Source organism: uncultured Endozoicomonas sp. (assembly GCF_947495845.1).
Classification (GTDB): domain Bacteria; phylum Pseudomonadota; class Gammaproteobacteria; order Pseudomonadales; family Endozoicomonadaceae; genus Endozoicomonas.
On the sequence record NZ_CANMAO010000005.1, the window covers coordinates 116,138 to 142,013 of the forward strand.

Genomic DNA, 25,876 nt, shown 5'->3' on the forward strand with positions numbered 1-25,876 from the left:
TGCGATCCTTACCCTTCAAACCCATCAAGGCCGTCGATCTCGGCAACGGTATGAATATCCTTATCACCACGGCCGGATAAGTTGCAGATGATGATCTGATCTTTATCCATGGTTGGAGCCAATTTATCCACGTAGGCGAGGGCATGAGCAGTTTCCAGCGCCGGCATAATGCCTTCAAGACGAGTGAGCTTTCTGAACGCATCCAGCGCTTCATCGTCCGTGGCAGTAGGATACTCTGCTCGACCAATATCCTTGAGATAACTGTGTTCGGGTCCAACGCCAGGGTAATCCAAACCGGCAGACACCGAATGGCTTTCAGTAATCTGACCGTGCTCATCAGTCATCAGATAGGTTCTGGCACCCTGCAAAACACCCGGGCGGCCGGAACTCATTCGAGCAGCGTGCTTATCGGTATGAACACCATGGCCACCGGCCTCAACACCGTAGAGTTTGACCGAGGTATCTTTAATAAATTCATGGAACAAACCCATGGCATTGGAGCCGCCACCGACGCAGGCGACCAGGGCATCAGGCAATTTTCCTTCCTTAGCCATAATCTGTTGCCTGGCTTCACGGCCAATAATGCTTTGCAGGTTACGCACCATTTCAGGATAAGGAGACGGGCCACACACCGTACCTAATAAATAGAAGGTATCTTCCGGACGAGCCACCCAGTCACGAAGTGCTTCATTAATGGCGTCTTTCAATGTCTGGGAACCGGTCTCAACAGGAATCACGGTAGCGCCGAGCAGCTTCATACGATACACGTTCAGGGCCTGACGTTTTACGTCTTTAGCGCCCATATACACCACGCATTCTAACCCAAGGCGGGCTGCCACCGTGGCCGAAGCCACACCGTGTTGACCGGCGCCGGTTTCCGCAATAATCCGGGTTTTGCCCATGTGCTTGGCCAGCAATGCTTGACCTACCGCATGGTTAATTTTGTGGGCGCCGGTATGATTCAGGTCTTCCCTTTTCAAGTAGATTTTTGCGCCGCCGCGCTCGTTGGTCCAGCGTTCAGCTAAATAGAGCGGAGATGGGCGACCAACAAAGTCCGCCAGATCCCGATCAAAATCCGCCTGAAACGCCTTGTCTTGCCAGAGCTCACGCCAGGTGTTGTCCAGATCTTCCAGAGCACCCATCAACGTTTCAGCTACAAAACGGCCACCGAACCGGCCAAAATGGCCCATCAGATCCGGCTGGTCATAATGACCAGTAAACAAGACATCACTTTTCTTTTGATCGACCATCATCTTCCCGCCGCCTTCATAAAGGCTTTGATTTTGTCGTGATCCTTAATGCCAGGGCGAACTTCCACGCCGCTACTGACATCAACTCCATAGGGTCGAACCCTGTTAATTGCCTGATTGACGTTATCAGGACTTAACCCACCTGCCAGAATGACAGGCTTGCTCAACGATCGGGGAATTAATTCCCAATCGAATGATTCCCCAGTGCCGCCCGGTTCGCCGGGCTTGTAGCTGTCCAGCAAATAGCCGGAAGCCGAGTGATAGGGCATGACCATGTCTTCAACCGAATGATCAGGCCTGACCCGAAAGGCTTTCAAATAACGCATTCCCCAGCGGGAACATTCGGCTTCTGTTTCTTTACCGTGAAACTGAAGTAAAGACAACGGCACCGACTCCATAACCGATTGAATCAGTGCTTCTTGTGCATCCACAAACAAACCCACGACGCTGACAAACGGCGGCAACACTGAAACAATGTCAGCCGCCTGCTCTGCTGTGACATAACGGGCGCTTTTGGCATAGAACACCAACCCAAGGGCATCAGCACCGCTTTCTACGGCGATTAGACCATCTTCAGGCCGGGTAATTCCGCAAATTTTGATACGGGGAGTTACATCCATTTCCGTCTACTTTTCCCGTCTTCGGTTAAGGAGGCACATAGACTGTTGATAGTATCAGAACCTTTCGGTAAATACTGCACTCTCCTTTCCTCTCCTCTGCTCTCCTTTATAGTGTCGCTCGTGGTTCTTACCAGCAATTCAAAGGGGGAGCAGCGGAGCAATAAAGTGCGGATTCGATTCGCTCTCAGGCAAACCAAACACCTCATCATAACCAACATCAATAAAATAGAGACCACAGGGAGATGCAGTGACACCGCCCTGGCCACGGTCCCGGGCATCCAGCACTTCCTTTGCCCAGATTGGCTCCCGTTTACCGCAACCAATTGCCATTAACACACCCGCAAAATTACGAATCATATGGTGCAAAAAGGCATTCGCCTGCACATCGATCACAATCAACGGGCCATGGCGGGAGATATCCATACGGGTGACGGTGCGCACCGGATTTTTTGCCTGACACTGAATGGCTCGATACGAGGTAAAATCGTGTTCACCTTTTAAGTATTCTGCCGCTTCTTTCATCCGCGCCACATCTAAAGGGCGGTAATTCCAGGTAACCCCTTTGGATAAGTGTGCCGGGCGAATAGGATGGTTATAAATCACATATCGATATCGACGCCACTTTGCTGAAAAACGGGCATGAAAATCATCTGAAACCGGCTTAACCCAATTGACCGCAATATCATCGGGTAAATTGGCATTGGCGCCATAAGCCCAACCCCGCTCAGTGCGGACAGAGTCTGAATCAAAATGGATAATCTGATTGGAACCATGAACCCGTGCATCGGTTCTACCGGCACAAATCACCGATATCGGATGATCAGCCACTGTTGAAAGCGCTTTTTCGACCGCAGCTTGTACGGTTGGCAAGCCAGTTTTCAGGCTCTGCCAGCCATAGAACCGAGAACCATCATATTGAACACTGGCAGCATAGCGAGGCATAAACACCTGAACCCAATAGTCAAATCCGGCAATTCTAAACAACCACACACATTATACCAATGGCTAAATAGCCTTATGTCGCATTTATGAAGCCATCCCAACTCTGTATTGTAAGTTTCATCATCAACCGGGCGCTCCCTCAAGGGGGACACCATAAAAGCATTACGCACATAATCATGAAGTACACATTATGGCCTAGGAGGGCAAACACATGATTAGTTTATTAAATACCGTTACTCCAAACTGGACCCTCAAGACTCATACCAATGGGATTACCACCAAAGCACCTGTTGCAGAAAAACAGATCCCAGAGTCAGGCTGGTTTACTTTTAAGGGCGTTTTTAATGCAATATCGGGTTACACAAGCATCACCATCAAAGAGGGTCTCGATAACAACATTGGGAAACAGAGCTTCAATCGACGTCCGAGTCATACATCACAAGACAGTGGCTATATGGATGAAACCTTTTCCTCCACCAGTACAGAACCTTCAACTCAGGAACAACCAACATTAAGCAAACTTGCCAGTGAAATGCAAGCTCTGAAATTTAAAAACGTCGATCTTAAAAAACGAAATATTGAGCTACAAGAACACGTCGAGGTTTTGGAAAATCTTCTTGTTAAAGAAAAAATTGATAATGCAAAGAGCAAAGCTGAGAGTAAATCTACTACAAGGACTCAACAGGCAAAACTATCCTTAGCCTTTGCAAAAAACTGCTCACTACTTAACAAACAAAGCGAACTGCTTAATACACAAAGCACTCTTCAGAAAAAGCTGGAGAAGGAAGTAACTAAAACCAAATCTCTACGCAAGCAAGTGAGATGCCTTGCAGACTATAAAAAGACAAGCGATAGCAAGAATTTTGCCGCAGAATGTCTGCAGCGGTCTACTCAGCAAATAGTGGCAGATCTTAAGCAAGTACTGAAAAAGCAAAACGAAGCTACTGAATTGGAACTGCAGGATGCTGACACTGAAATCCATAAAAGAGACATCCAAATACTTGAACTCCAAATACAGGTTGCCCGCTTAAAGAATGAAAACAAGCGACTACAAGAAGAAAAAGGAGCATCCTAAAATAGCGAGGTTTACCCATGCAAACAAAGGCTATTAAAAATCAAAGCAATTGATAGTCATCTGGCAAGATTTGGGCGTTGGTTTACTTAATCCCCTCCAAGTAAACGCCCAAATAAAGCAATGGCAGTTACCCGATAACAGGTAGCTGCCATTTTTTTATACTGCACTTTTACTAGCAAGCCTGCAAAACCAATCAGCTCACGCCGGCCGCCTGCAGAAGATCCATCGCTTCCTTCTTCTGCTCATCACTGCCCTCATCAACCACTTCCTGAAGAATCGAGGCCGCGCCTTCCATATCACCCATATCCATATAAGCTCTGGCCAGATCCAACTTAGTGGATGCTTCATCACCATCATCCATAAAGTCGAGATCATCATCCAGCGACTCTTCAAAGCTCGAGCCACCGTCATCAGAAAAGGCTGCTTCAATATCCTGACCGACAGAATTATCATCTTCAACATCAAAGCCAAAGTCTATGTCATCAAGATTGAAATCATCTTCAGCTGCTGCAGGTGTGGCTGCAGGCGCAGGCTCTGGTTCACTACCAAAGCCATCCAAGTCAAACTCAAGATCACCGGAATCAGAGGCATCATTGGTTGTCACGTCTGAGTCGAACTCGCTCAAGTCAAACTCTGGCAGCTCACCCTGTTGAGGGGCGGCGGGTGAGGCATTTAGTTCAGCACTGTTCGGAAAATGAGATCGGAACCCTTCTGCAGCCTGAATAGCGGTTGTATCACCAGTAGTCTGGACAGCACTGACAGCCTGATCAAATTTTACCTGATCACCCGCTTCCGCATAAATCTCAGCCAGTTTCGCTTTCAGATCAGCACGTCCAGGCTCGTTGGCAATCGCTTGCTGCACCAACTCCTCCGCCTGATCCAGATGGCCGTAGGCAATATAAATATCAGCCTCACTGATGACATCCTGTGTTTGCTGGGTGGTGACACCACTGTCAATATCATCAACGACGGAATCATCAATATTCAGCGCTTCATCAAACTTTAGCTGGTCGTCTCCACTGACCGCTGACTGAAGATTACCAGACGCTGGCACCAGATCTAATGTTTGAAAGCCATCATCCTCATCCGCTTCTTCCTGTTTTTTTTTGCGATTCCTCAGGAACAGGAGAATAGCTGCTCCGAAAGGCAATACGCCCAGCGCTGCAAGCAAAATAGGATTTCCAAGCAGGAAGCTAACAAAGCCTGTTTTTTCCATCTGGAAATCATCTGGAGCTACAGGCTCAGGTAAAGGTTCTGGCATTGGCTCAGGCTTTGGAGCCGGAGGAGGTTCATTGACCACAACACCCAGATCTGCCTCTTGCGGTTGAAGGCTCTCGTCAGGCTGAAGGCTCTCTTCCGGTTGAAGACTCCCCTGATTTTGCAACGCAGCCAGCTGATCTTCCTTAACGACCAAAAGGCGCTCAAGGGTTTCAATCTGTTCATCCAGACTGCCCAGGCGGCTCTTTAATTCGGCATTCTCACGACTGACCTTATCCATCTGTTCACGGGTCATGGCCAGCTCAGTTTGCAAACCCGCTTCGTTCTCAACAGAACCACCACCTAAATCCTGACCACGGCCTGTGGAACCGTCCGGAGTGACGATCGCCAGCGTGCCATCAGAATTGGTTGTCCGCTTATCTTCTGCTACAGGCGACGTAACCCGGGTCGCATCGATCTGAGCGATCTGACTTCTCCCCGCCCACTCGCTATTTTGCCGGGAAACGTCACTTATCGCCTCGCCCATCGCAATACTGGTGATCTGGTTACGGCTCGGAATTCGAAGCACCTGCCCGGTTTTCAGACGATTAATATTGTCATCAATAAATGCCTGAGGATTGGCACGCTGAATGGCCACCATGGTCTGTTGAATACTGAGATCGCTTCCCGGTCTGACATCACGGGCAATTTCCCAGAGGCTGTCATTACGATTAACCCGATAAGTATCCGGGTCACCTGATTGATTTCCGGACGATGATGGCGATGAAAAATTAGTTTTAGGTCGATCCAGACGCCCTGTTGAGCCTGCTGAAGACTGGGTACTACGAGAAGAATTATCATCCCCTCGCGCAGATTGGCTTGCGCTCGTATTAACACTGGAAGATTGAGGCAACACAGGCGTATCCGTCACCGGCGTTACACCGTAGGGTGTTGCATCCGAAACCGCCTGATCTACCGGAGCCATCAACTGGCCATTAAATGCTGGTGGATCCAATAACAGGGTATATTCTTTCAAAAGTCGACCACTTGGCCAGTGGACTTCTACCAGAAAGTTCAGGAAAGGTTCATGGATCGGTTGGGTACTGGTAACTTTGATGATGCCATTACCATTAGGGCCTACTTCTGTTCGAAACTTCAAACCACTGAGCATGAATGGGCGTTCAATACCGGCACGCTGAAAATCCACCTTGCTGGCCAAGTTAGACAGTATCTCATTTCGGGTGAGCTCCCGAACCTGCGTTAACTCAATTTCTGCCATGAGTGGCTGGTTCAGGGAGGAGTAGAGTTTCACCTCCCCCATACCTAATGCACTGGCACTCAGCGGGGCAAAACTCCCTGCCAATGCTGCCATCACTACGACAAGTTTATGCAGTCTCATTGTGAATCCTTGTTATATACATAGGCTGCCAGCGCCTTTTGTCTCCAGAGGCCACCAAATATAAAGGGCCCGAAGCTGCAATGGACAAAATTGAAAATAGCTGCGCTTATCGAAACCCGACCGGTGCCTAACCTTCTGAAAATGTCAAAAATCATTTTACTTCGGATAGGCAGCCCGTGGCTACAGCTCTATTTTAATACCGTGATTTACAGGACAAAAAATTTTCCTTACCCGTTATTTTCACATCATACGCAATGTGCTTACGGTATCATCTAGCCAAGTCTTTGATCAATAACCCTGCTAATTCAACAGCCTGTACAGCCCCTCTGTTCAAACTATCGGCAACAACCCAAAAACTCAAGCCTCTGTTATAGGTGCCAACCTGCTGTATTCTACCAATGCACATCTCATCTGAACCCGCAATACGCTCGACTGTTGGCAATTCCTCGTCAGCCAGCAGAGAGACTCCCCCCCACTCTTCCAAAGCCGCTTTCAGCTCTTCCAGCTCAAAAGGTTGCACCCCATCAATATCCACCAGAAAACTGTCGCCAAAAAACACAGGAACGGTGGTTGCTGATACACGAATATCCACTTCTTCACCCAAAGCCATTCTTAACTCGTGACCGATCAGGGATTCATTATCGTTTTCATCTTCTGAAGCTTTTTCCGGCACAAGATTATAAGCCAGCCGATGATCAAACTGCTCGCTTTCAATAGGCTTACCATTCAATAGCTCGATGGTTTGTTTTCTCAGGGCATCAACTCCAATCCGACCATGGGAAGCAACTGACTGCATCACCGCAAGGCTAATTCGACTAACGGAACAGTATTGATGAATCATCTGTATTAATGGCAACAGTGGTGCAGCAATAGAAGAAGGCATTACGGCGTAACGATTTTCAGCCACCTCTGACAAAAAGTGCTCATTAAAGCCAGGCATCACCGGCAAAGTATATCCTTGTGCCGCCGCCCCCCGGGAAGCATCAACAATATAACAACCACTCTCAACCGCTCGACTCATCAGCTCCACGTTACGTTGAGTACCTGACGGGATCATCAGAAAGTTAACCATGGAGAAATCCACCGCATCTGCACTGGTGTATTCCAATTCTTCGCCATGAAACTCCAACTCGCAAACGGCATCGGCTTTTTCACTGATCAAATAAAGGTTCAACACAGGCAGCGACTGGCCATCCATCAAGTGCTCTTCCAACTGACGAACCAGAGTTTCACCCGCCAGCGTATCCGCTGCAGAAATGGCAATATTAAGAGTTTGATTCATGGGGAGTGCAACCTGTCAGTCAAATAGGGGAAACGCCCCAAAGACAAAGAAAACCCGTGACTCTATACAGCCACCAATTAACAGGCAAGCCCTTTCTAAAGAGCATTAGCTCTGGAGAGTTTGAAATGCCCTCTGGCAATGGCAATAGGCTCTTCTTTTTTACTTTGCCATGCCGTCACCGACACATTGGCCACTCGACTCCCCTGTCGACAAACTGCACATTGCGCATAAATCGCTTTGGGCTGACCGGAGCGAAGATAGTCAATGGAGAAATCCACAATCTTAGGCAATCGAGGCTCATCCATAAACAGCATTAAATGCAAGGCCGCCGACATCTCCATAAACCCACCGATCACACCACCATGGATGGCGGGTAAAATGGGATTACCTATATTCGTTTGCTGATACTTTAAGCTGAACAGCGCATCATCCCCCACTGACAAACATTCCATGCCGATCAGTTCTGCATAAGGAATAACCTGAGTAAGTAGACTGAAGCTCCGGGTTTCCCGGGCGGTGATAATTTGTTGAACCAATTCCTGGCGATTCATGACCTGCCCTCCTTAGGGTTCAAGCCTTCTTTTCCAAGTCGCATAAAAGTGCCAATGGAATGGGCAAACGGTTTCTCTTTGCTCTCCTGAAAAGCCACGCCACGAACAAACACCATAGAGTCAGTCATGTGATAGACCTCGGCAAATGCCCGAATCGGTTTTTCCGGTTCCGCTGTCGTCAGGTGATCAATTCGCAGATCCAGTGTTGGGCAGGCTTCCATCTTGCTAAGCCGGGCATAAACCGCAACCCCGGAGCATGAATCCATCAACGTCGTAATAACTCCGGAATGAATCACACCGGTTTCCGGATTACCCACTAGACGAGCGTCGTAAGGCATCTCCATTTCGACACCGTCCGGCGCTGCATGAATAAGGGACATATTTAAATGATGACAATGAGGCAACATCTTAATGAAGTTGCCTGCAAACGTATTGAGCTGCTCATCCGTTGGCATAAGCAAAAGCGCCATTTTTTGTTGTTATAAAAAAGCCGGCGGCACATCTGCAACCGGCTTTTATCTTATCTTAAGGCAGCGTTGTTTACAGCAGGATCGTCAACATACGACGAAGTGGTTCTGCCGCGCCCCAAAGCAGCTGATCACCTACCGTAAATGCGGACAGATATTCCGACCCCATATTCAGTTTGCGCAGACGACCCACCGGAATATCCAACTTACCAGTCACAGCCGCAGGCGTCAGCTGATGTATGGTTTCTTCCCTATGATTGGGAATCAAAGACACCCAATCATTGGCACCGGCAATCATCGCCTCGATATCTGCCATGGGAATATCTTTTCGCAGTTTGATGGTCAACGCCTGACTGTGGCAGCGCATGGCACCGATGCGAACACAAACACCATCCACCGGAATCGGTGATCCCTGACGACCAAGAATCTTGTTGGTTTCTGCCTGAGCTTTCCACTCTTCACGACTCTGACCGTTTTCCAATTCTTTATCAATGTAAGGAATCAAACTGCCCGCCAGGGCAACACCAAACTCACTCTGAGGCAAGTCAGCACTTCTTAACAGGGATGAGGTTTTGCGGTCAATATCAAGGATGGCACTGTGTGGATTCGCAAGTTCAGTGGCAACGTTCGCCTGAATAGTACCCATCTGACTGATCAGCTCCCGCATATTACGGGCTCCAGCACCGCTGGCCGCCTGATACGTCATGGCACTCACCCATTCCACTGCATCCTGCTGGAATAAGCCACCAATGGCCATCAGCATCAACGACACAGTGCAGTTACCACCGATAAAATTACGAACACCGTCGTTCAGTGCCTGATCGATAACATCACGATTGACCGGATCAAGTATCACCACCGCTTCGTCGTTCATACGAAGGGAGGAGGCGGCATCAATCCAGTAACCTTTCCAGCCCGTATCACGTAATGGCTGAAACACTTTGCCGGTGTAATCACCACCCTGACAGGAAATGATGACATCCATCGCCGCCAGTGCGTCAATATCATGAGCGTCCTGTAGGGTTCCCACTGGCACCCCCACCTCGGGCCCCGGCTGACCCAATTGTGACGTGGTAAAGAAAACGGACTCAACGCCTTTATCCTGTAAACGAGCAAAGTCGCTTTCTTCTTGCATGCGCTCCATCAGAACGGAGCCAACCATGCCACGCCAACCCACAAAACCTACTTTTTTCATGCTGCCCCCGCTGCCGCAAAACATCTAATCAAAAACATCACAAATCATTACGAATGCTGCAAACACGCAACCACCGCATCACCCATTTCATCGGTGCCGAGCAATTGACTTCCCTCAGAAGCAATATCACCGGTGCGATAGCCCTTATCCAACACATCGCTTACTGCCTTTTCAATAGCGTCCGCCGCAACACTCTCGTTCAAAGAGTAACGGAGCAACATAGCCAGAGAGAGAATCTGTGCCAGCGGGTTTGCTTTATTCTCGCCGGCAATATCCGGTGCAGAGCCGTGTACCGGCTCATACATGCCCTGATTCTTTTCATTCAGGGAAGCCGAAGGCAACATACCAATAGAGCCGGTCAACATCGCAGCACAATCGCTGAGAATATCACCGAACATATTGCCGGTAACCATGACATCAAACTGTTTCGGTGCCCGCACCAGTTGCATGGCGGCATTATCAACGTACATATGGCTCAGCTCAACATCGTTGTATGCGGCAGATTCTTCAACCACCACGTCACGCCATAAAGCCGTCACTTCCAATACGTTGGATTTATCCACGGAACATAAACGACCTCCGCGTTTTTGCGCTGCCTCGAAAGCCACTTTTGCTATACGACGAATTTCTGATTCCCGATAAACATAGGTGTTATAACCTTCGCGCTCTCCGTCCTCCAGAGTACGAACACCTCGAGGTTCGCCAAAATAAATGCCACCGGTTAATTCGCGGACAATGAGAATATCGAGCCCAGCCACCAACTCAGGTTTCAAACTGGACGCTGCCGCCAATTGCGGAAACAAGATCGCCGGGCGCAAGTTGGCAAACAAATCCAACTCGGAACGCAATTTCAACAATCCTTTTTCCGGACGATTGACCATGGGCTGATCATCCCACTTCGGCCCGCCAACCGAGCCAAACAAAATAGCATCGGAAGCCTTGGCAACAGCCAACACGTCATCTGTCAGAGGCACACCATCCTGATCGATGGCTGCACCACCCACAAGACCATGACTAACCTCAATATCCAGCCCAAACGTCTGCTTGACCACATCCAGCACTTTCAGGGCTTCCGCCATGATCTCCGGACCAATACCGTCACCGGGAAGACATAAAATCTGCTTGCTCATTGTTATTCCTTATTTACATCAAAGCGTTTCGTAGGTTGGTAATTCTGAAAGGATTGCCAACATTTCTCACCATCGTCGGCAACCCTAAGGAACTGTCACAAAATAACTTCCACATTTAACCAGAAGCGTTGCCCGTTTACCGTTGTCCGTTTACCGTAAAAGCCTTGCTGCTTGCGCTTTTACGGAAAACGGTAAACGGAAAACGCTTCTCTGAGCAGTGAAGTTATTCAGGGACAGTTCCTAAGGGTTACCGACCTACGAAAAAAGCCATGGATTATTTATCTGATAACCCTGTTCAAACGCTCGAATCTTATCCGCGTCCTGTAACGTTAAGCCAATGTCGTCCAAACCATTTAACAAACAGTGACGTCGGAAGGCGTCAATGGAAAATGGCAATTCGTCACCGTTTGGTTTGACCACCACTTCTCGTTCAAGATTAATCTCCAGCTGATAACCTTCGTTGGCATCAACGTCTGAAAACAATTGATCCACTTGCTCATCAGAGAGCGTGATAGGCAAAATGCCGTTTTTAAAACAGTTGTTGTAAAAAATATCCGCAAAACTGGGTGCAATAACGCAACGAAAACCAAAATCATCCAAAGCCCAGGGCGCATGTTCACGGCTGGAGCCACAACCAAAGTTTTGCCGTGCAATCAACACAGAAACGCCCTGATAACGAGGTTGGTTCAGCACAAACTCTTTGTTAAGAGGGCGCTTCGAACAATCCTGCCCAGGGAAACCTTCATCTTCATAACGCAGTTCATCAAACAGGTTCACACCAAAACCAGAGCGTTTGATGGATTTCAGAAACTGCTTGGGAATGATCATGTCCGTATCCACATTGGCACGATCCATGGGAGCCACTAACCCTTTATGTACAGTAAAAGCCTGCATAGTCATTAACCTCCCTTAAGCTGCGGTTTCAGCATTATTGACAAACTGACGTACATCTACGAAGTGACCGGCAATGGCTGCCGCTGCTGCCATAGCCGGGCTCACCAGATGGGTGCGACCACCAAAGCCCTGACGACCTTCGAAGTTACGATTAGACGTAGAAGCGCAATGTTCACCCTGCCCCAATTTGTCGGCATTCATGGCCAGACACATGGAGCAACCAGGCTCACGCCATTGCAAGCCGGCTTCAGTGAAAATTTTATCCAGCCCTTCGGCTTCCGCTTGAGCTTTCACCAAACCGGAGCCAGGCACCACCAGAGCTTCTTTAACAGATGGAGAAACAGTTTTCCCTTTAACGACAGTTGCCGCCTCTCTCAAATCCTCAATTCGGGAGTTGGTGCAGGAACCAATAAAGACTCGATCAACGGGGATATCCGTAATTTTTTGTCCAGCGGTTAAACCCATGTATTCCAGAGCACGGGCATAACCTTCTTTGCGGGTTTCATCTTCCGCATCTTCCGGGGCAGGCACACTGCCATCGACGGGTAAAACCATTTCCGGAGAAGTACCCCAGCTCACCTGAGGTTTAATATCTGCACCATTTAACACGACAACGTCATCAAACTGGGCATCGTCGTCTGAATGCAATGTTTTCCAGACGTTTATCGCCTGCTGCCACTGTTTAGCTTTGGGTGCAAACGGACGGTCTTTCACGTAATCGATGGTTGTCTGATCAACCGCAACCATTCCGGCGCGAGCTCCAGCTTCGATGGCCATATTGCAAATGGTCATACGACCTTCCATGGACAGGTTACGAATAACTTCGCCACCAAATTCAATAGCACAACCCGTGCCGCCCGCAGTACCAATACGCCCGATAATAGCCAACACCACATCCTTGGCCGTCACACCCGTACCCAAAGCACCATCAACGCGCACTAACATATTTTTCATTTTTTTTGCCACCAGACATTGGGTGGCAAGGACGTGCTCGACTTCAGAAGTACCAATACCATGAGCCAACGCACCAAAGGCGCCGTGGGTGGAGGTATGGGAATCACCGCAAACCACGGTCATGCCGGGCAAAGTAGCGCCCTGCTCAGGCCCCACCACATGCACAATACCTTGACGACGGTCTTTCATATCAAACTGGGTAATGCCAAAATGATCGCAGTTTTCATCCAGGGTTTTCACCTGAATTTTAGAGACCGAATCTTCAATCCCCTCAATACCGTGTTGACGCTCACTGAACGTAGTGGGTACGTTATGATCCGGCGTCGCCAGATTGGTATCCAACCGCCAGGGCGCTCGGCCAGCAAGCCTCAAGCCCTCAAATGCCTGAGGTGAGGTCACTTCATGGAGCAGGTGACGATCGATATAAATCAATGCGGAACCATCGTCGCGCTGACTGACAAGGTGGGCATCCCACAACTTGTCGTAAAGCGTTTTACCTCTGGAAGCCTGACCAGCCATCACTCTACCCTCGTTTTGTTTTATCAAAAAACCGCTGTGCTTTTTATGACCAGCTTGATTTATAAGCGGTTTTTGTTATTTCAGTGAGTTGTTCGGAACAGTAACAATCCTAGCCCCACAACAAAAATTACTCAAATTCATCTTTTTTATGCTATTGATAACTTATAGGAATGAATGATTAGTAGGATAGGACAATGGATACCACCAATCTGGCTGCATTTCTTGCAATCGTGGATACTGGCTCTTTTTCAGAGGCGGGCGAAAAACTGTTTCTCACTCAACCCGCAGTCAGCAAGCGTATTGCCGCACTGGAAGATCAACTGGGCACACCAGTGTTTGATCGTATTGGACGACAGGCCACGTTAAATGAAGCCGGTAAAATTTTGCTACCCAGAGCTCGCCAGATGATGGAGCTGGTAAAAGGTACCCGGCAAGAGATCATCAACCTGAACAGCGACATCAAAGGGCCACTGTCCATAGCAACCAGTCACCATATTGGCCTGCGTCGTTTACCTGAAATTTTGAAAACCTATACCAACCAATATCCCGACGTGAAACTGGATATCCGCTTTGTGGACTCTGAAGCATCCTATGAAATGTTGAACCGGGGTGAAATTGAACTGGGAGTTATTACTTTATCGCCCACGAAGCAACCTAACCTGTTGCCCAAAAAGCTCTGGCACGACCCTCTGGTTTTTATGGCTGCCAAAGACCATCCACTGACTCGTCTGAAAAAAATAACCGCAGCACAACTTAGCGAGTATCAAGCAGTACTGCCGGGGAAAAACACTTTCACTTACCAGATTGTACAAGATCTGTTTGATCAGGAAGCACTGCAACTGCAAACAGCGATGTCCACCAATTATCTGGAGACACTTCGCATGCTGGCCTCTATCGGGTTAGCCTGGAGTATATTGCCGCTGACCATGCAGGAAGATGATCTCACCGTTTTGGATGTGCGATTGAAAGGTGCCTCGCCGGCACGGGAGCTTGGCTATATTCTGCATCCAAAACGCACCTTGTCTAATGCCGCTCAAGCCTTTGTGACGCTTTTGGAAAGCAGTAAAGATAATACATTGACGCAATAGCGCAGTGTATTTTCAATGTCCAGCAAAAAGCCAACTCTCGCCACAATATCAGAGCAGGAGTATAGTCAATACTCCCTTTTTGCTGAGATGATCAACCATGTTCAAGGCACTGGTACTTAATCAACAGGATGCGAACACTGTCTCAACTGTTGAGCAGTTGGACGACAGCAGCCTGCCAGCTGGCGATGTTGTGGTCAGCGTTGAATACTCCTCTCTGAATTACAAAGATGGCCTGGCCATTACCGGAAAAGGCAGAATTATTCGCCAATTCCCTATGGTGCCGGGCATTGATTACGCGGGTAAAGTGCTGACCTCCAGTGACGACCGTTACCAGCCCGGAGACTCAGTTGTACTCACTGGCTGGGGCGTCGGCGAAAATCATTGGGGCGGTATGGCCGAAAAAGCCAGCGTCCCTGCAGATTATCTTGTCCCAATGCCCACAGGCCTGGATAGCCGAAAAGCCATGATCATTGGCACTGCAGGCCTCACCGCCATGCTCTGTGTGATGGCATTAGAAGACGCTGGTATTACACCAGACAAAGGTGACATTCTGGTCACTGGTGCCAGCGGTGGTGTAGGCAGTGTCGCCATCACGCTACTGGATCAGCTGGGGTATCAGGTAGTGGCTTGCTCAGGCCGTGAGCAAAACAATGAGTGGTTGAAATCCATTGGCGCTGACCGTGTCATCCCCCGTGATGATCTACTGGAACCGGCAAAACCACTGGAAAAACAACTCTGGGCTGGCTGCATTGATACGGTTGGCAGTAAAGTGCTGGCCAAGGTACTGGCTCAGATAGACTACGATGGTGCGGTGGCTGCCTGTGGTCTCGCCGGTGGCTTTGATCTGCCTACCACTGTCATGCCATTTATCCTCCGTGGTGTAAAACTCCTCGGTGTGGACTCTGTCATGTGTCCTTTTGAGCGTCGCACTCAGGCCTGGAGTCGTGTTGCAGAATTACTGCCAGAAACGTTCTACAGCAATGCCGGCAACGAAGTGGCGCTTGATGCCGTACCAGAGCTGGCAGAAGCCATCACCAATGGACAGGTAACTGGTCGTACCCTGATCAAGTTGTAATCCTTCATCGACCTTCTACACTTCCCATCAACTGATGGTTATAAGGCTGTCGTTTATAGCACCGTCAGCAAACCGGATGCCCTGTTCTAACTCAGGGCATTACTGTCTATTCTCACAGTTTGATGAAAAGTAATGAACCATCGTCCGGTACTTTATGTCATCGGTCTATTCCTGACGGCCCTGGCAAAATTCATGTTAATACCGGTGATCTATGATCTGCTCACCGATAATTCAGCTATTTGGGAATTTCTTGCGGCTGCCGGTATTACTCTAGTGACCGGCGCTGCTCTGACCATCAATTTCAAACCCGACACCTTTAATATGAAGCCCCGGCAAGTGTTTGTATTAACAACACTGTGCTGGATTGCTGTGAGCAGTTTTGCCGCGTTACCCTTTTGGTTCAAATTGCCCATCAGCTATACCGATGCATTTTTTGAAACAATGTCCGGGATCACCACTACAGGGTCCACAGTTTTAACCGGGCTGGATTATATGGATCACAGTGTGTTGCTTTGGCGATCGCTTATGCAATGGTTTGGGGGGATCGGATTTATTGTTATGGCCGTGGCTGTGCTGCCTTTTTTGAAAGTAGGCGGCATGCGTCTTTTTCAAAGCGAATCATCGGACTGGTCTGAAAAAGCACTCCCCCGCTCTGGCAGCATCGCCAAGCGCATCATCCTCGTCTATCTGATCATGACGGCACTCTGCGCCTATCTCTATTTCCTCGGCGGCATGACCGGATTCGAAGCAATTAATCACTCCATGAGCACGGTATCCACCGGTGGGTATTCAACTTCCGATGCTTCCATGGGATATTTTAGAAGCCCATTCATTATCTGGACCAGTACCTTTTTTATGATTCTGGCCAGCCTCCCTTTTGTCCTGTTCGTGCGCGGCATGCGAGGAGAGATAGATTGCCTGTATAAAGACACACAGGTTCAGGCATTTATCGGTTTTCTGGTGTGCGTTTGGCTGGTGCTGGGAACCTGGCTTTGCTTTCATTCACAGTACAGTTTCTTTGAGTCACTAACCCTCGTGTCGTTTAATACAACATCCACGGTGACGACAACTGGTTATGCTTATGGTGATTATTCATTGTGGGGTGGATTTGCCAACATCGCCTTTTTCTTTTTGTTGTTTGTTGGCGGTTGTTCTGGCTCTACAGCGGGTGGGATAAAAATATTCCGTTTCCAGATCGGTAGTAAACTGTTGCATATTCAATTGAAACAGTTGGTGCATCCCAGAGCCTGTTTTGTACAAACCTATAATGGACAACAGATCAGCAGTGAGATTCTTCGCTCCCTTATTGGCTTTACGTTCTTTTTTATTTTGTTGATCGCACTGATCAGCCTATTACTCGCGCTGTGTGGGCTCGACCCGATCACCAGTGTGACAGGAGCCACGACTGCGGTTACCAATGTAGGACCGGGGCTTGGTGATATTATTGGCCCCGCTGGAAACTTCAGTGCTCTTCATGACGCTGCCAAATGGATTTTAAGTGCGGGCATGTTACTTGGCAGACTGGAAGTTATTACGGTGCTGGTGTTGTTCACACCCGCTTTCTGGAAAGGTTAAGCTTTACTTCTGCGCAAACACGCTACAAAACAAAAATTCAGGTTGCCCCTAACTCATTATGCTGAAAATTCATCGACAAACGCCTTAGCTGACAGCCAGGCTCCCTCAACCCTTCCCCCCGCACACCACGCACCGACCACAGCAAGTTGATTCTGCTGATCTAACAGGTAAGGCTTTTCCTGTGAAAATGGTCTTATATTGGCATAGCGCCAGAAATGAAGATGTTGCTCAACAGAGTGCAGTTCAATCTGAAGAACGTTGCTTAACCAACTAATACCTTCAAGACCAACATCCAGAATAGAGTCTTTGCTCTGTTGCTCAGACCATCCCGGCGCGAAATGCAGCATCCAAACATCATCCACACGATTTGATTGAATAAAACCAGGGCGACTGGACAATCGAGACACCCAGCGCACCGTTTCATCACCAAAAATCCCTTGAATGGAATTTGCTACGTTACCCCGGGTGCCCAAGCCGAGCGCCCAGCAAGGCTCATGAACCACCTCAGGAATGGCTGCAGTTATTAATGAATGCGGTTTTAATAACGCGTGTGTCTGCTCTGCCGGTGCACTCACCACCAGCCAGTCAAAACCAGTGAATCGTTCTCCCTCCGCTCCGCAGAGTGTCCATTTCCGGCCTCTCTCGACACTTACGATTTGTGTACGCCACTTTACTGAAAGATCGGCACCCAGCTTTTTAACAGGCTGGTTCATCGTTGGCAGCCCAATAAAGCGTTGAGTCTCATCCGATGACGCCACCAGCTGCCCATCCTCTATTCGATGGGGAGAAAAGCGCCACTGAGCCACATCACCATCGCGACACCATTGATGGACTTCTTTTATAAAGGCAGGATCCCGCGCTGTGAAATATTGCGCGCCCAGATCTAAGCCGGCCCACTCCAACCGACGATGAGCCATTCGCCCACCAAAGCCCCGGCTTTTCTCAAAAACCGTCACATCATGACCAATTTTATGCAATAAGCTTGCAGTTTTTATTCCAGAAAGACCTGAGCCAATCACAGCAATTTTCACATTTTCTCCTTAGCAGCGCTCGTATCAGACAGCTATTAATAAGTAACTATTTGTTTTTATTGCAATTCACAGCCTTACGTCAAAAAGCCCTGTACGAAAAAACCAATCAGATCGATGCTGCGTAAAACATTGGACCGCCGATAAACGGCAGCATAACAAAGATTTTCGGAGCTACCCTTTACTTATTACAGAAATTGCAACGGAGCTGCATCATGAAACAACAACTCTACCTATTACCCGGCTTAAAAACCGCCAGACACCTTTCAGAGCAGTTGGAAAGTGCCGGCCTTCATCATGAGCAGTTGCACATTGCCCATATGGATCATACCAGAACCATTCAATATCACCTGAACGACCTTAACTTTCTGGAAGAATCCGATGTTATTCATTCCGGGGAGCGCGGATTTCTTGTGGGTATGATGCTTTCTTTACTCACAGGCATAATTTCCTGGAAACTACTAGCTGACCATACAGCTGGCCTGCTCATCACCGGGTTCGCCTGCGTCATTGTACTGGGATTTTCTACCTGGTTGGGGGGATTGATTGGGGCGTCCAGCGATAATTATCGACTCCAGCCATTTCATGACCATATCAGTGAAGGCGGCGCTGTGCTCATGGTGGATCTACGCACAAAAAATGACCGCAAAGTCCTCGATTCCATCACATCTCATTTTGAACCGGTAAAACCTGCTGGTTTCGTCAGCAGTATTGATAACCCCTTCCTTGGAGATCTAATTCCCCGGAAACATTACAGCTAATCTGGAGATACCCATGTACCTTAAAGAACTTAAAAAAGCCGCACAAAGAGCACCAGTCACAGTGCAGTTGATTAGCCACGAGGGGGATATTTACCTTTGTCAGATCAATGGTTCTGAGCTGCTGAAACTGGACCATAAGACGCCTAAGATCTTCCACAGCATCAGTGAAGCAAAGGACTTTCTTGGTAAAGACATTGCAGCGCAGATGGAGCTGATCACTTCAGCAGCCTATGATGAGATGATTTTCCCGGCCAGTTGATCCAACCCAATGCAAACGTGTTGTCACTCAGACAACACGTTTCAAATAAACCGCCCGGTTACTATCTTCAACATCAACAGACACTAAGGTGTTTTTGAAACCAAAACCCGCCAAAGCATCCATAACATTCTCTGACAGCAACTGCTTTTGTTCTTCACTTCGTCCCGACAGAATTCTTGCTGTCACATGAATAAAATCCATTCTCTTAACTGGCAGAAGATAGTGATCAAATGGCTGCACTCTCACCTTGATATCGGTTTCATTAAACAACCCCGACTGCACAGCAGACTGAAAAACAGAGGACATCAATTGATCTGGAAGGGTAAATTTTTCAATGGATCTGGAGCATTCAATAATGAAATGTGGCATGGATAACAACCTGAAGAGTTAATAAAGATAACTCATTCAGGTTTTACCATGTTTCAACGCATACCTTGAAGCAAGTTGTAGAACCGATGGGCAAAGCTATGAACAACATGCTGCGCTTTTTTTATCGACCGATTATGGAGAAGAGTTTCTGGCACTTTTGCCAGATGCCTACTTATTTTCTGCAAACCTGCCCGCGTTTGATTGCTCAGTTTCTTAACTTTTCGAGCAAGAGTCAGCTTTTTTGAGCATTAGTTCCTGATACGGGTGTTTTTAAAGATATTATCTGTTCTTAGTACTGGCTGATCGTGCTTCGAGATGGCACACAAGGTATGATCTATGCACATGATCTATGCAACTAATGCATTGCAACTGGGTTGAGTTCAATTCCTTCATCCATAGGAGACAAAATGATCAACGGTGTATTTCTGGACGCTGCCACTCTGGGGCCCGATCTGGACTTGACTCCACTCCACGAACTGCCTGTGCAATGGCAGCTTCACGATTTTACCCAGCCTGATCGTGTACTGGAGCGTTGCCAGAATGCTCAGATCATCATCACGAACAAGGTGGTTCTCGATGGCTCTGTGCTCAGTCAACTCGGGCATCTGAAGCTCATCTGCATCGCCGCCACCGGCATGAACAATGTGGATCTTGTCACCGCTGAGCAGCGGGGCATTGCGGTAAAAAATGTCACCAATTACGGTGGCAGCAGTATTGCCCAACTGGTGTTTAATGTGATTCTCGAGCTGACCACCCATGCCGCAGGGTACAACCAACTGGTTAGATCGGGTCAGTGGAGTAAAAGCCAGTCTTTCTGGCTGTTTGATTACCCGATGATTGAACTGGCGGGAAAGACCATGGGATTGGTGGGTTACGGTCATCTCGCTCGCTCCGTGGAACATCTGGCGAAAGCCTTTGGTATGAATGTACTGATTGCGGAACAAAAAAAGGCTGACAATCTGCGCCCGGGCAGAACACCGTTTCAGCAGGTGGTGAGCGACGCGGATATCATCAGTATTCACTGCCCATTAACTGAATCCACTAGAAACCTGTTTTCTGAGCCGGAATTTCAGGCGATGAAATCTTCTGCGATTCTGGTCAATACTGCTCGCGGTGGCATTGTTAATGAAGCAGCGCTGGTCACTGCGTTAAACAATGGTGATATTGCTGGTGCCGCTGTGGATGTCATCACCACAGAACCCCCGCCGGAAGATTACCCATTGATTCGCCACCAGCCAGATAACCTGATAATCACTCCGCACATTGCCTGGGCCACCCTTGAATCCCGCGCAAGGCTACTGCAACAGCTGGTGAACAACATCCGTAACAGCGGGCTTTTCTAAGTTCCTAAATCCATCTCCGCCTAAACCCCTATTCCATCGGGCCGGTAAATAAGGTAAAAGTTTCCTTATGAGAACCCCTAAACGAATCCAACCTCTGGTTGATGAAGGTCTGGTAGACGAAGTCCTTCGACAGTTAATGAGTGGCAAAGAAGCTGATGTCTTTGTCGTGCGCTGCGGATCGGAAGTCCGCTGCGCCAAAGTGTATAAAGAAGCCGTAAAACGCAGCTTTAAAAAAGCCGCGCAGTACCAGGAGGGCAGAAAAGAACGCAACAGCCGAAGGCAGCGAGCCATTGAAAAAGGCTCCAAGTTCGGCCGTAAACAGCAGGAAGAAGTTTGGCAGAACGCCGAAGTGGACGCCCTGTTCCGATTGGCCAGAGCGGGCGTGCGGGTTCCTCAGCCCTACATTTGTCTGGATGGCGTCCTCCTTATGGAGCTGGTCACCGACGATGAAGGCAATGTAGCACCACGCTTGGGCGAAGTGACCATGCCGGCAGAACAAGCTATTGAAGATCATGCCGTCATGATGAATTACGTCAAACTGATGCTTTGTGCGGGTTTGATTCACGGCGATTTGTCTGAATTTAACGTATTGGTGGACGACTATGGCCCGGTGATTATTGACCTACCCCAGGCGGTTCACGCTTCAGGCAACAATAATGCCCAGAGCATGCTGGCCCGAGATATTGACAATATCACTCACTACTACGGCCAATTTGCACCAGAGTTGCTAAACAGCCGTTACGCGAAAGAGATCTGGAAACTCTATGAAGACGGAGAGCTGACCCCAGACAAAGAACTGACCGGCTTATTTGTGGAAGAAGAACACTCCGCCGATGTGGATTCCGTCATGGCTGAAATCAAAGCGGTACTGATCGAAGAGCAAAAGCGACAGGAGCGTTTAAAAGACACGGACAGCTCCGACGTTAACGATTACCCTCAAGACTACCCTGAAAACTGAGCAGTAAAGCCCGACTTTGGGCTTTATACCAATGGCGCTTTAAAATTATGGAGCGAGCAAGTTATTTTGGTCGAATGGACAAGGCGACGAGACGAGTCATAGCCGTAGCTATGGCGAGGAACTTCAACGCAGATCCAGTCGTCCAAAATGGCTGCGCAGCCCATAATTTAAAAGCAGAATTGGTATTATCCAACTCCCCATCTTTACTATGTACCTAGACAGCATTACCCTTGCCCAAAAAATGACATTAGTCGTTTATTAATACCTCTCCACAAAAACTCAAACTTAAGACGAAGTCATGGATCTGAAAGGCACGATTGTCAACTGGAATGAAAGCAAAGGTTTTGGTTTCATCAAGCCGGAGGACAGCAAGAGCACTGTTTTCGCACACATCAGTGATGTAAAAGGACGACGATCAAACAATATGATGGGCACCGAAGTCACTTTTGGTATTTCAAAAGATGATAAGGGCCGAATGCATGCCATCGATATAAAAGCCATTAAATCAGCCACCCAATGGCCAGTATTTTCTCTCGCCTATATTCCTTTGCTCGGGTTTCTCATCGCCGTTGGCCTGCCCATCTACAGAAATGAATACCCTATAGAAGTCGCCTACTGGATCGGTGCTCTTAGCCTGATTTCCTTTTATTACTACGGCAGAGATAAATCCAAAGCCCAGAGTAACCAGTGGCGGGTCAATGAAGACAAACTGCACCTGCTTTCTGTTCTGGGTGGCTGGCCCGGCGCTATCATTGCCCAGCAAAAATTCCGACATAAAACCGCCAAGAAATCATTCCAACGAGTTTTCTGGACCTCTGTCATCATCAATTGCAGCATTATCGCATGGACGTTTACTTATTCCGGCGCCCCTTACATGTACGACGCAATCTTCACCATCAAATATCATCTCGTCAATGTGGCTGGTGAGCTGACACCATTGATCAAAGAACTATTGAGATAAAAGGCAATTTCAAAAACAACAAGATGACAGGCAAACAACAATGGCACTTTGTAAACTGTTGGGCATCGAAAAGCCCATTATTCAAGCCCCCATGGCGGGCGTACAAAACTGGGAGCTGGCTGTTGCCGTTTCTGAAGCAGGTGGGTTGGGTTCTATTCCTTGTGGCATGTTAAGCAATGAACAGATTGAAACTGAAATCCAACAGTTCATCGCTCACTCAACCAAGCCGTACAACCTCAACTTCTTCTGTCACACCATGCCGGATATCGATCATCAGGCATTACAGCATTGGGAATACACGCTACAAAAGCACTTTCAAAGGCTGTCAGTAAACCCACCAACAGAAGTCGCAGGTCTGCGTGTTCCCTTTGATAACCACATTGCTGATATTATTGAACCCTATCAGCCGCCCGTCGTTAGTTTTCACTTTGGCCTGCCCTCTCCAACATTAATAAAGAGAATAAAGTCCTGGGGCACCGTGATCCTCTCTTCCGCCACAACAGTAGAAGAAGGTATTTGGCTTCAGGAAAACGGTGCTGACGCCGTCATCGCCCAAGGCATCGAAGCCGGTGGTCATCGGGCGATGTTTATGACCTCTGATCCTGACACTCAGCGCTCAACCATGACATTACTAAATGATCTACTGCAGGTGTTGTCTGTTCCGGTTATTGCTGCAGGCGGTATCGCCACGGGAAAGAATGTGCAAGAAGCTCTGCACCAGGGCGCTGCAGGCGTTCAAATGGGCACCACTTACCTCCTTTGCCACGAAGCAAAAACCAGCAAGGTTCACCGAAAAGCGCTGGCATCCAAAGACCAGCCAACCGAATTAACCAATGTCTTCTCAGGCCGGCTGGCCAGAGGGATCAAAAACCTTCTGATGGAAGACCAAGGCTTTATTTCCAGCGCTGCGCCACCATTCCCCTATGCATCTCTTGCTATTTCGCCCCTACGCCAGAAAGCCGAATCCCAAGGCTCATCAGATTATTCACCCCTATGGGCAGGCACCAACCAAACAGGCTGTCAGGAAGTGTCAGCCAAAGTGATAACAGAAGAACTCTGTCGGGTAGTTTTCTGACAGGAAAATACTGCCAACAGCATCAGGTTTTTACAATCCGTAACAAAAGCAACCAAGCGAATGCTTGGTTACAAACATAAATACTGATAATTTTAATCGAACAATAGATTGATGATAGGCTGAGCCGTTGTCGCTTAATCATTGACTCCTAAAATAATAATAAAAGGGAAAACAATGTCAGAAGCATTTTTTCAGGATCGCTACCCAGAAGGGGTGATCAAAACCATCGAGGCCAGCCTCTACCAATCCGTCAATCAACTCTTTGAAGAAAGTTTCACAAAGTATGCGACAAGACCCGCCTTTACCTGCCTTAATAGAACATTAACTTACGGTGAACTGGATCAGCTAAGTGCACAATTCGCCACTTACCTGCAACAACACACCGATTTAAAACCCGGCGATCGCATTGCCATTCAATTACCCAATTTACTGCAGTACCCCATTGCTATGTTTGGTGCCATGCGCGCCGGTCTTGTTGTCGTCAATACCAACCCACTGTACACCGAACGGGAAATGGAGCATCAGTTTAATGATTCCGGCGCCAAAGCGTTGGTGGTACTGGCAAACTTTACTGACCGCGTTGCCAATGTTTTGGAGAAAACCGGGATTAAACACGTCATCATCACTCAGGTGGGTGATGTGCACACCGGGCTCAAACGCCCGTTGATCAATTCCGTCATTAAGTATGTCAAAAAAGAAGTGCCCGCAGTCACCATTCCCGGCGCTATTCCGTTTCGCAAAGCACTAGCCTTAGGCAAAAACATTAACTACTCAACACCAAACGTCGCTGGTGATGATGTTGCTGTTTTACAATACACGGGGGGTACAACAGGTATCGCAAAAGGCGCCATGCTGACCCACGCCAGCCTCAGTGCCAACACGATGCAATGTTGCGTACTCTTCGATTCCATCCTCAATGACGATGGCGAAACCGCTATTGCCCCCTTGCCGCTTTATCATATTTACGCATTTATAGTGCACTTGCTGGCGCTGACGCGCTTTGGGGCTCACTCTATTCTGATTCCTAACCCACGAGACATCCCCGGATTTATTAAAACCTTAAAGCAACAGCCTTTTGAAATATTTGTCGGTCTGAACTCACTCTTTGTTGCTCTGTGTGCGGATGACGAATTCAAAGCCGTTGATTTCTCCAAGCTGAAAATAACCACCTCCGCCGGTATGGCGTTAACCAAGGCAGCCACGGAAACCTGGATGAAAATGACCGGTTGCTCTATGTCAGAAGCCTACGGCCTGACAGAAGCTTCTCCACTGGTGTCGTTTAATCCCCCTGGACATGGCAAGCTGGGAACCATCGGGTTACCTGTAGCCAGTACCGATTGCAAAATAGTGGACGACAGCGGTAATGAATTGCCTATCGGAGAAGGTGGCGAGTTATGGGTAAAAGGCCCACAAATAATGAAAGGCTACTGGCAACGTCCTGAAGCCACGGCCGAAACCATCACCGAAGACGGTTGGTTGAAAACCGGTGATATCGCTGCCATTCGCGAAGACGGCTATATGCGCATTGTTGACCGGAAAAAGGACATGATCATTGTTTCCGGCTTTAATGTTTACCCCATCGAAGTGGAAGATATTTTATCCTCTCATCCTGATGTGCTTGAAGCCGCCGTGGTGGGCGTAGCCGATGATAAAAGCGGTGAAGTGGTTAAAGCCTATCTGGCCAGCAGTAATAAAGACTTAACTGCAGAAGCTCTTCGAGATTACTGTAAAAAAGAACTCACGGCCTACAAAGTGCCAAAGTACATCGAGTTTCGAGATGAACTACCAAAGAGTAACGTCGGTAAAATCCTGCGTCGTGAATTAAGAGAGGAAGCGTGATTACATTAAGAGAAAGTCTGCTTGCGGGCTTTCTCACTTTATTAGAATTTCCCCAGCCCAATAATTCACC

24 protein-coding genes are annotated in these 25,876 nt (G+C 48.3%); 11 read left to right on the forward strand and 13 right to left on the reverse strand.

What is annotated here, in order from left to right:
• Positions 1 to 8 precede the first annotated feature (8 nt).
• From trpB to truA, 3 genes are all read right to left on the reverse strand, one after another.
• Positions 9 to 1,253 carry a tryptophan synthase subunit beta gene (gene trpB / locus Q1B11_RS05995; protein WP_299729129.1) on the reverse strand — a complete coding sequence of 415 codons (1,245 nt, stop codon included), beginning with the start codon at positions 1,251 to 1,253 and terminating at the stop codon, positions 9 to 11.
• Positions 1,250 to 1,870, reverse strand: a complete 621-nt coding sequence (locus Q1B11_RS06000; protein WP_299729132.1) for a phosphoribosylanthranilate isomerase — start codon at positions 1,868 to 1,870, stop codon at positions 1,250 to 1,252. The genes trpB and Q1B11_RS06000 overlap by 4 nt, the downstream gene beginning before the upstream one ends.
• A 138-nt stretch (positions 1,871 to 2,008) precedes the next feature.
• On the reverse strand, positions 2,009 to 2,812 hold the full coding sequence (gene truA / locus Q1B11_RS06005) for a tRNA pseudouridine(38-40) synthase TruA (RefSeq protein ID WP_299729311.1): 804 nt from the start codon (positions 2,810 to 2,812) through the stop codon (positions 2,009 to 2,011).
• 211 nt (positions 2,813 to 3,023) lie between these two features.
• Between truA and Q1B11_RS06010 the strand changes: the two genes are divergently transcribed.
• Complete coding sequence (locus Q1B11_RS06010) at positions 3,024 to 3,887, forward strand: hypothetical protein (RefSeq protein WP_299729135.1); 864 nt, start codon at positions 3,024 to 3,026, stop codon at positions 3,885 to 3,887.
• A 193-nt stretch (positions 3,888 to 4,080) separates the two neighbouring features.
• On the opposite strand, the gene Q1B11_RS06015 is transcribed toward Q1B11_RS06010, so the two are convergent.
• From Q1B11_RS06015 to leuC, 8 genes are all read right to left on the reverse strand, one after another.
• Positions 4,081 to 6,483 (reverse strand): FimV/HubP family polar landmark protein, encoded by a 2,403-nt coding sequence (locus Q1B11_RS06015; protein WP_299729138.1) that lies wholly within the window; start codon positions 6,481 to 6,483, stop codon positions 4,081 to 4,083.
• Between the two features lie 268 nt (positions 6,484 to 6,751).
• Positions 6,752 to 7,765: an Asd/ArgC dimerization domain-containing protein gene (locus Q1B11_RS06020; RefSeq protein WP_299729141.1), complete on the reverse strand. Its 1,014-nt coding sequence runs from the start codon at positions 7,763 to 7,765 to the stop codon at positions 6,752 to 6,754.
• 95 nt (positions 7,766 to 7,860) lie between these two features.
• Entirely contained in the window at positions 7,861 to 8,316 is a 456-nt protein-coding gene (locus tag Q1B11_RS06025) for a PaaI family thioesterase (protein WP_299729144.1), read from the reverse strand.
• Positions 8,313 to 8,771, reverse strand: a complete 459-nt coding sequence (locus Q1B11_RS06030) for a PaaI family thioesterase (protein WP_299729147.1) — start codon at positions 8,769 to 8,771, stop codon at positions 8,313 to 8,315. The genes Q1B11_RS06025 and Q1B11_RS06030 overlap by 4 nt, the downstream gene beginning before the upstream one ends.
• Positions 8,772 to 8,856: 85 nt before the next feature.
• Complete coding sequence (gene asd / locus Q1B11_RS06035) at positions 8,857 to 9,978, reverse strand: aspartate-semialdehyde dehydrogenase (RefSeq protein ID WP_299729150.1); 1,122 nt, start codon at positions 9,976 to 9,978, stop codon at positions 8,857 to 8,859.
• Positions 9,979 to 10,025: 47 nt separating this feature from the next.
• Positions 10,026 to 11,108, reverse strand: coding sequence for a 3-isopropylmalate dehydrogenase (gene leuB, locus Q1B11_RS06040; RefSeq protein WP_299729153.1), 1,083 nt, complete (start codon positions 11,106 to 11,108; stop codon positions 10,026 to 10,028).
• Positions 11,109 to 11,363: 255 nt separating this feature from the next.
• Positions 11,364 to 12,002 carry a 3-isopropylmalate dehydratase small subunit gene (gene leuD, locus Q1B11_RS06045; RefSeq protein ID WP_299729156.1) on the reverse strand — a complete coding sequence of 213 codons (639 nt, stop codon included), beginning with the start codon at positions 12,000 to 12,002 and terminating at the stop codon, positions 11,364 to 11,366.
• Positions 12,003 to 12,017: 15 nt separating this feature from the next.
• Entirely contained in the window at positions 12,018 to 13,475 is a 1,458-nt protein-coding gene (gene leuC, locus Q1B11_RS06050; protein WP_299729159.1) for a 3-isopropylmalate dehydratase large subunit, read from the reverse strand.
• A gap of 194 nt (positions 13,476 to 13,669) precedes the next feature.
• Here leuC and Q1B11_RS06055 point away from each other — a divergent pair, with 194 nt between their 5' ends.
• From Q1B11_RS06055 to Q1B11_RS06065, 3 genes are all read left to right on the forward strand, one after another.
• Positions 13,670 to 14,563 (forward strand): LysR family transcriptional regulator, encoded by an 894-nt coding sequence (locus tag Q1B11_RS06055; protein ID WP_299729162.1) that lies wholly within the window; start codon positions 13,670 to 13,672, stop codon positions 14,561 to 14,563.
• 97 nt (positions 14,564 to 14,660) lie between these two features.
• Complete coding sequence (locus tag Q1B11_RS06060; RefSeq protein ID WP_299729165.1) at positions 14,661 to 15,638, forward strand: MDR family oxidoreductase; 978 nt, start codon at positions 14,661 to 14,663, stop codon at positions 15,636 to 15,638.
• A 132-nt stretch (positions 15,639 to 15,770) separates the two neighbouring features.
• Positions 15,771 to 17,213 carry a TrkH family potassium uptake protein gene (locus tag Q1B11_RS06065; protein WP_299729168.1) on the forward strand — a complete coding sequence of 481 codons (1,443 nt, stop codon included), beginning with the start codon at positions 15,771 to 15,773 and terminating at the stop codon, positions 17,211 to 17,213.
• 56 nt (positions 17,214 to 17,269) lie between these two features.
• On the opposite strand, the gene Q1B11_RS06070 is transcribed toward Q1B11_RS06065, so the two are convergent.
• Positions 17,270 to 18,244, reverse strand: a complete 975-nt coding sequence (locus Q1B11_RS06070) for an FAD-dependent oxidoreductase (RefSeq protein WP_299729171.1) — start codon at positions 18,242 to 18,244, stop codon at positions 17,270 to 17,272.
• Between the two features lie 212 nt (positions 18,245 to 18,456).
• On the opposite strand from Q1B11_RS06070, the gene Q1B11_RS06075 reads away from it, so the two are divergent.
• Together Q1B11_RS06075 and Q1B11_RS06080 are read left to right on the forward strand one after the other, a co-directional pair.
• Positions 18,457 to 19,002 carry a hypothetical protein gene (locus Q1B11_RS06075; RefSeq protein ID WP_299729174.1) on the forward strand — a complete coding sequence of 182 codons (546 nt, stop codon included), beginning with the start codon at positions 18,457 to 18,459 and terminating at the stop codon, positions 19,000 to 19,002.
• 13 nt (positions 19,003 to 19,015) lie between these two features.
• Positions 19,016 to 19,261: a DUF6482 family protein gene (locus tag Q1B11_RS06080; protein WP_299729177.1), complete on the forward strand. Its 246-nt coding sequence runs from the start codon at positions 19,016 to 19,018 to the stop codon at positions 19,259 to 19,261.
• Positions 19,262 to 19,288: 27 nt separating this feature from the next.
• Here Q1B11_RS06080 and Q1B11_RS06085 read toward each other — a convergent pair whose 3' ends face one another.
• Complete coding sequence (locus tag Q1B11_RS06085; protein WP_299729181.1) at positions 19,289 to 19,630, reverse strand: 5-carboxymethyl-2-hydroxymuconate Delta-isomerase; 342 nt, start codon at positions 19,628 to 19,630, stop codon at positions 19,289 to 19,291.
• 407 nt (positions 19,631 to 20,037) lie between these two features.
• Between Q1B11_RS06085 and Q1B11_RS06090 the strand changes: the two genes are divergently transcribed.
• From Q1B11_RS06090 to Q1B11_RS06110, 5 genes are all read left to right on the forward strand, one after another.
• Positions 20,038 to 20,973 carry a D-2-hydroxyacid dehydrogenase gene (locus tag Q1B11_RS06090; RefSeq protein WP_299729186.1) on the forward strand — a complete coding sequence of 312 codons (936 nt, stop codon included), beginning with the start codon at positions 20,038 to 20,040 and terminating at the stop codon, positions 20,971 to 20,973.
• 67 nt (positions 20,974 to 21,040) lie between these two features.
• On the forward strand, positions 21,041 to 21,931 hold the full coding sequence (locus Q1B11_RS06095; RefSeq protein ID WP_299729189.1) for a PA4780 family RIO1-like protein kinase: 891 nt from the start codon (positions 21,041 to 21,043) through the stop codon (positions 21,929 to 21,931).
• Positions 21,932 to 22,229: 298 nt separating this feature from the next.
• Positions 22,230 to 22,892, forward strand: a complete 663-nt coding sequence (locus Q1B11_RS06100) for a DUF1294 domain-containing protein (protein ID WP_299729192.1) — start codon at positions 22,230 to 22,232, stop codon at positions 22,890 to 22,892.
• 40 nt (positions 22,893 to 22,932) lie between these two features.
• Positions 22,933 to 23,967, forward strand: coding sequence for a nitronate monooxygenase (locus Q1B11_RS06105; protein WP_299729194.1), 1,035 nt, complete (start codon positions 22,933 to 22,935; stop codon positions 23,965 to 23,967).
• A 174-nt stretch (positions 23,968 to 24,141) separates the two neighbouring features.
• Positions 24,142 to 25,806, forward strand: coding sequence for an AMP-binding protein (locus tag Q1B11_RS06110; RefSeq protein ID WP_299729196.1), 1,665 nt, complete (start codon positions 24,142 to 24,144; stop codon positions 25,804 to 25,806).
• Positions 25,807 to 25,876 lie beyond the last annotated feature (70 nt).

What these genes read in the sequence shown, in the direction of transcription:
- trpB (WP_299729129.1), bottom strand. Translation starts at nt 1,253, where the DNA reads ATGATGGTCGATCAAAAGAAAAGTGATGTCTTGTTTACTGGTCATTAT.
- Q1B11_RS06000 (WP_299729132.1), bottom strand. Translation starts at nt 1,870, where the DNA reads ATGGATGTAACTCCCCGTATCAAAATTTGCGGAATTACCCGGCCTGAA.
- truA (WP_299729311.1), bottom strand. Translation starts at nt 2,812, where the DNA reads ATGCCTCGCTATGCTGCCAGTGTTCAATATGATGGTTCTCGGTTCTAT.
- Q1B11_RS06010 (WP_299729135.1), top strand. Translation starts at nt 3,024, where the DNA reads ATGATTAGTTTATTAAATACCGTTACTCCAAACTGGACCCTCAAGACT.
- Q1B11_RS06015 (WP_299729138.1), bottom strand. Translation starts at nt 6,483, where the DNA reads ATGAGACTGCATAAACTTGTCGTAGTGATGGCAGCATTGGCAGGGAGT.
- Q1B11_RS06020 (WP_299729141.1), bottom strand. Translation starts at nt 7,765, where the DNA reads ATGAATCAAACTCTTAATATTGCCATTTCTGCAGCGGATACGCTGGCG.
- Q1B11_RS06025 (WP_299729144.1), bottom strand. Translation starts at nt 8,316, where the DNA reads ATGAATCGCCAGGAATTGGTTCAACAAATTATCACCGCCCGGGAAACC.
- Q1B11_RS06030 (WP_299729147.1), bottom strand. Translation starts at nt 8,771, where the DNA reads ATGCCAACGGATGAGCAGCTCAATACGTTTGCAGGCAACTTCATTAAG.
- asd (WP_299729150.1), bottom strand. Translation starts at nt 9,978, where the DNA reads ATGAAAAAAGTAGGTTTTGTGGGTTGGCGTGGCATGGTTGGCTCCGTT.
- leuB (WP_299729153.1), bottom strand. Translation starts at nt 11,108, where the DNA reads ATGAGCAAGCAGATTTTATGTCTTCCCGGTGACGGTATTGGTCCGGAG.
- leuD (WP_299729156.1), bottom strand. Translation starts at nt 12,002, where the DNA reads ATGCAGGCTTTTACTGTACATAAAGGGTTAGTGGCTCCCATGGATCGT.
- leuC (WP_299729159.1), bottom strand. Translation starts at nt 13,475, where the DNA reads ATGGCTGGTCAGGCTTCCAGAGGTAAAACGCTTTACGACAAGTTGTGG.
- Q1B11_RS06055 (WP_299729162.1), top strand. Translation starts at nt 13,670, where the DNA reads ATGGATACCACCAATCTGGCTGCATTTCTTGCAATCGTGGATACTGGC.
- Q1B11_RS06060 (WP_299729165.1), top strand. Translation starts at nt 14,661, where the DNA reads ATGTTCAAGGCACTGGTACTTAATCAACAGGATGCGAACACTGTCTCA.
- Q1B11_RS06065 (WP_299729168.1), top strand. Translation starts at nt 15,771, where the DNA reads ATGAACCATCGTCCGGTACTTTATGTCATCGGTCTATTCCTGACGGCC.
- Q1B11_RS06075 (WP_299729174.1), top strand. Translation starts at nt 18,457, where the DNA reads ATGAAACAACAACTCTACCTATTACCCGGCTTAAAAACCGCCAGACAC.
- Q1B11_RS06080 (WP_299729177.1), top strand. Translation starts at nt 19,016, where the DNA reads ATGTACCTTAAAGAACTTAAAAAAGCCGCACAAAGAGCACCAGTCACA.
- Q1B11_RS06085 (WP_299729181.1), bottom strand. Translation starts at nt 19,630, where the DNA reads ATGCCACATTTCATTATTGAATGCTCCAGATCCATTGAAAAATTTACC.
- Q1B11_RS06090 (WP_299729186.1), top strand. Translation starts at nt 20,038, where the DNA reads ATGATCAACGGTGTATTTCTGGACGCTGCCACTCTGGGGCCCGATCTG.
- Q1B11_RS06095 (WP_299729189.1), top strand. Translation starts at nt 21,041, where the DNA reads ATGAGAACCCCTAAACGAATCCAACCTCTGGTTGATGAAGGTCTGGTA.
- Q1B11_RS06100 (WP_299729192.1), top strand. Translation starts at nt 22,230, where the DNA reads ATGGATCTGAAAGGCACGATTGTCAACTGGAATGAAAGCAAAGGTTTT.
- Q1B11_RS06105 (WP_299729194.1), top strand. Translation starts at nt 22,933, where the DNA reads ATGGCACTTTGTAAACTGTTGGGCATCGAAAAGCCCATTATTCAAGCC.
- Q1B11_RS06110 (WP_299729196.1), top strand. Translation starts at nt 24,142, where the DNA reads ATGTCAGAAGCATTTTTTCAGGATCGCTACCCAGAAGGGGTGATCAAA.